The sequence below is a fragment of the Burkholderia sp. Se-20378 genome (assembly GCF_017104665.1).
GTDB classification, from domain to species: domain Bacteria; phylum Pseudomonadota; class Gammaproteobacteria; order Burkholderiales; family Burkholderiaceae; genus Burkholderia; species Burkholderia lata.
The window spans coordinates 1-4,208 of record NZ_JAAGPG010000660.1 but is presented as its reverse complement, the minus strand read 5'-3'; the positions used below and the strand labels follow the sequence as shown (position 1 = coordinate 4,208).

General features: G+C 69.7%; 3 protein-coding genes and 1 pseudogene. All 4 read right to left on the bottom strand.

All coding sequences use genetic code 11. The annotated features are described in order from the left end of the window. Positions 1–931: molybdopterin molybdotransferase MoeA (locus G3N93_RS35630; protein WP_206135084.1), on the bottom strand; the 931-nt coding region annotated here is incomplete at its 3' end. A 112-nt stretch (positions 932–1,043) separates the two neighbouring features. Then, positions 1,044–1,661 carry a molybdenum cofactor guanylyltransferase MobA gene (gene mobA / locus G3N93_RS35625; protein ID WP_206135082.1) on the bottom strand — a complete coding sequence of 206 codons (618 nt, stop codon included), beginning with the start codon at positions 1,659–1,661 and terminating at the stop codon, positions 1,044–1,046. A gap of 28 nt (positions 1,662–1,689) precedes the next feature. Continuing rightward, entirely contained in the window at positions 1,690–2,802 is a 1,113-nt protein-coding gene (gene moaA, locus G3N93_RS35620) for a GTP 3',8-cyclase MoaA (RefSeq protein WP_174943876.1), read from the bottom strand. Between the two features lie 131 nt (positions 2,803–2,933). Further along, positions 2,934–4,058, bottom strand: a pseudogene (locus tag G3N93_RS35615) (ribonuclease E/G); the annotation flags it as partial. Between the last annotated feature and the right edge of the window lie 150 nt (positions 4,059–4,208).

The window sequence follows — 4,208 nt, the reverse complement described above, 5'->3', positions numbered from 1 at the left end:
CCGCGCGTGCGAGCGTGCCGCACGCGAGCGGCCGGCCGGGACGCAGCGCGAGGCTCGCGAACGTCACGTCGCCGAGCCGGGCCATGACGTCGCGCGTGAAGTCGGCTTCGCCGACCGATACGCCGCCCGACGTGATCACCGCGTCGGCCTGAGCGGCGACCGCGCTGCGCAATGCGGCTTCGAGCGCGGCCGGATCGTCGCGGACGATCCCGAGATCGACCGCGTCGACATGCAGCCTTTCGAGCATCGCGATCAGCATCCCGCGATTGCTGTCATATAGGGCACCGGGGCCGAGCGGCTCGCCGGGCTCGCGCAGTTCGTCGCCGGTGGAGAACACGGCGACGCGCACGCGCCGGCGTACCGAAACTTCGGTGATGCCGAACGACGCGAGCAGGCCGAGATCGGACGGCCGCAGGATGCGGCCCGCGGCAAGTGCGCAGGCGCCGCGCGCGAGATCCTCGCCGGCCTTGCGGCAGTTCGCGCCGCGCGCAATGTCGTGCGCGGCGAAGTGGATCGTGTCGCCGTCGACGCGCACGCGTTCCTGCGGAATCACCGTATCGCAGCCGGCCGGCATCGGTGCGCCCGTCATGATGCGCACGCATGATCCGGCTGCCACTGCGCCGTCGAACGGATGGCCGGCGAGCGCGGTGCCGGCGACCGTCAGTGCGACCTCCGCTTGTTGCGACGCATGCGTACCGGCGCTGCCGTCGAACGCATAGCCGTCCATCGCCGAGTTGTCGTACGCGGGAATGTCGAACGGTGCGTTCACGTCGGCCGCGAGCACGCGGTCGAGTGCATCGCGCAGCGTCACCGTGTCACACGCGTCGACGGGCACCGCGAAGCGGCACGCGAGCGCCTGCGCGTCGACGAGCGACAGCGGGGCATCGGAATCGGGTGCGGTTCGGGGGGCGGGCGAGGATTGCGTGATCATCAGTCGGACTGCGCCGCAAGGCGTATCGGGTTCGTGGCCGGTGGCGCGAGGAGGGTGCCTGGGCGCGGGTTTCGCGTGCGGCGGGCGCCGGGCGGGAACCGTACGGGTGACGTCAGCGGCGGGCCAGCGCGGCGAGTTCCTGCCAGGAGTTGGCATTGTAAAACGCACGCTCGTCGTGAAACTCGACTTCGACCGTCTTGTGGCGTGCGTACCACGCACGCACCTTGCGGTCGCCGGCGGCGAGCCGGACGGCGAGATCGTTGGCCAGCGACGTGCGCAGCAGCGCGAACGTCGGCTGTGGCGAGCGCACTTGTTGCGCGTCGACGGTCACTGCCATGGCGATGTCGGCCTGCTGCGCGTCGAGCGCCGCCTGCAGCCGTGCGATGAGGTCGGCCGGCAGATAGGGTGTATCGCATGGCGAGCACGCGACAAGCGGCGCACGTGCCGCCCGCATGCCGGCGAGCAGGCCCGCGAGCGGGCCGGGGAAGTCGGGCGTTTCGTCCGCGACGATGCGCGCATCGAACGGCGCACCGAGTTCGGCATAGCGATCGGCATGACGATTCGCGCTGATCAGCGTCTCGTCGACCTGCGGCGAGAGCCGGCGCAGCACGTGCAGCGCGAGAGGCGTGCCGTCGAGCAACTGCAGGCCCTTGTCGACGCCATCCATGCGAGTGGCACGCCCGCCTGCGAGCAGCAGGCCGGCAATCGAGGGAGAAGCGGAAGCGGGCATGGTAAGAGGGCGGGAAGTGCGGCGTGCGTCAGCCGCCGATATACGACATCTCGACCCGCTTGCCGGCGCCGTCGGGCAGGGCGTCGGCAGACGCGCTGCCGCGCAGCTGCGAATAGCGGTCGGTGCGGGCCTGCCAGATGCGGGCGATCGCGGTTGCGATCTCGGCGTCACTCGCGCCGCCGCGCACAAGCGCGCGCAGGTCGTGGCCCGTCGACGCGAACAGGCACAGGTACAGCTTGCCTTCGGTCGACAGCCGCGCGCGCGTGCAGTCGCCGCAGAAGGCCTGCGTGACGCTCGAAATCACGCCGATCTCGCCGCTGCCGTCCGCATAGCCCCAGCGCTGCGCGGTTTCGGCCGCCGTGTGCGGGTCGAGCGGTACAAGCGGGAAGTGTTCGGCGAGCCGGGCGATGACGTCTGCCGACGGCAGCACCTCGGTCATGTTCCAGCCGTTCGACGTACCGACGTCCATGTATTCGATGAAGCGCAGGATCACGCCGGTCCCGCGGAAACGCTCGGCCATCGGCAGGATCTCGCTGTCGTTGGTGCCGCGCTTCACGACCATGTTGACCTTGACCGGCGCGAGGCCCACGGCCTGGGCCGCGAAGATGCCGTCGAGCACGTCGGCGCTCGCGAACTCGGCATCGTTCATGCGCTTGAACAACGTATCGTCGAGCGCGTCGAGGCTGACCGTCACGCGCGTGAGCCCGGCGTCCTTCAGCGCGCGCGCCTTGCGTGCGAGCAGCGAACCGTTGGTCGTGAGCGTCAGGTCGAGCGGGCGGCCGTCATGCGTGGTCAGGCGGGCGAGGCGCTCGATCAGGAATTCGAGATTCTTGCGCAGCAGCGGCTCGCCACCGGTGATGCGGATCTTTTCGACGCCATGTGCGACAAAGAGTCGCGCCACGCGTTCGATTTCCTCGTGCGTGAGCAGCGCGCTGTGCGGCAGGAACGGGTAGTCCTTGTCGAAAACGGCGCGCGGCATGCAGTACACGCAGCGGAAGTTGCAGCGATCCGTCACCGAAATGCGCAGGTCGCGCAGCGGCCTGGCGAACGTGTCGGCCAGCGTGCCATCCGGGGCATGCGCGATGCCGGAGACGTCCGGCATCCCGCTGACGTCGGCGAGAGGAATGATGCGTCGGGACATGTTGAAAGAAGTGCGAACCAGACCTCTATTTTAGCCGCAAGCGGCGAGTCGGTCCGGTGGGCGGAAACCCGCAGCGCGGGCGTGAAAAAGCCCGCCGGAGGCGGGCTTTTCCTGGTCGGACGATGCGTCGATCAGTGATGCGTCGTTTCGACCTGCTGCATCGGGGCCGTATCGGCCGGCGGCAGCGTCTTGCGTTCGCGCGGCACGCGAGCCGGACGCGGGAGGCGCGACGCGGCTTCTTGTGCAGCGGCGAACTTGCCGGCGTCCGTGTTCACCCAGACGAGACCAGCCTGCTCCAGCACGGTATCCAGGCTCGCCGAAGCGGGCGCGGCTGCCGGTTGGGCCGGAGCGGGAGCCGGTGCAGGCGTCGGTGCCGGTGCCGGTGCAGCCACGGCCTCGACCGGTGCTGCTTCGACATGGGCCGGCTCGGCAGCCACCGGAGCGGCTTCGGTCGTCACGGCCGGTGCAGCTTGCTCGACGGGGGCCGGTTGCGGCGCCTCGACAGCGACAGGCGCTGCCGGCACTTCGAACGCGTCGGTCGGCGAAACCGCGACCGGCGCCGGGCCGGCTTCGGTAGCGACGGCCGGTGCGACCGGTGCCGGTTCTGCTGCCTGGGCGACAACGGCTGCTTCGACCGGTGCTGCTTCGACGTGTACCGGTGCCGGCTGCGGCTCGACAGCGGCCGATGCGGCCGGTTCGGCATGGTGCTCGACCACTGCTTCGACGACGACGGCGCTTGCCGCGGCGGCTGCCACGACGACTGCCGGTGCGGCCGTGTGGGCCGGTTCGACAGCAGCCGGTGCTTCCGGCGTCACGGCTTGCACCGCAACTTCGCCCTCTGCGCCTTGCTCGGCGTGGTCGACGACTGCGCCGTCTTCCTCGCGCTCGCGACGACCGCCGCGACGGCCGCGGCGGCGACGACGACGTTCCTCGCCATCACGCGCGCCGGCTTCCGCATCGGCTGCCAGCTCGGCGCCGGGCAGGTCTTCTGCGAGGGCCTTGTCGGCTTCCGTTTCCGGATGCGTTTCGCCACGGTTGACGGTTTCCAGCGTTGCCGCATGCTGGGTCGGCTTGCGACGCTCGCCGCGCTCACGACGTTCGCCGCGTTCCTGGCGCTCGCCACGACCGGCTGCTTCGACGCCTTCCGGCTGCTCGACACGCTCGCGCGGTTCGCGGTTCTCACGCGGTTCGCGCGGCTCACGGCTTTCACGCGGCTCGCGGCCTTCACGCGGGCCACGGCCCTCGCGACCTTCGCGGTAGAACGGAAGAGCGCCGTGTAGGGAAAGAGTGCTCGCACGCGTGTAGATCCCGGCGTTCGCATCATCATCGACATAAACAAGCATGCTACCACCCCATCCAACCAAACCAAGCCAAAACGCACAACCAACACCACCAACACAACTAGA

Excerpts from the sequence above, each read along its gene's own strand:
- mobA (WP_206135082.1), bottom strand. The coding sequence starts at position 1,661 with ATGCCCGCTTCCGCTTCTCCCTCGATTGCCGGCCTGCTGCTCGCAGGC.
- moaA (WP_174943876.1), bottom strand. The coding sequence starts at position 2,802 with ATGTCCCGACGCATCATTCCTCTCGCCGACGTCAGCGGGATGCCGGAC.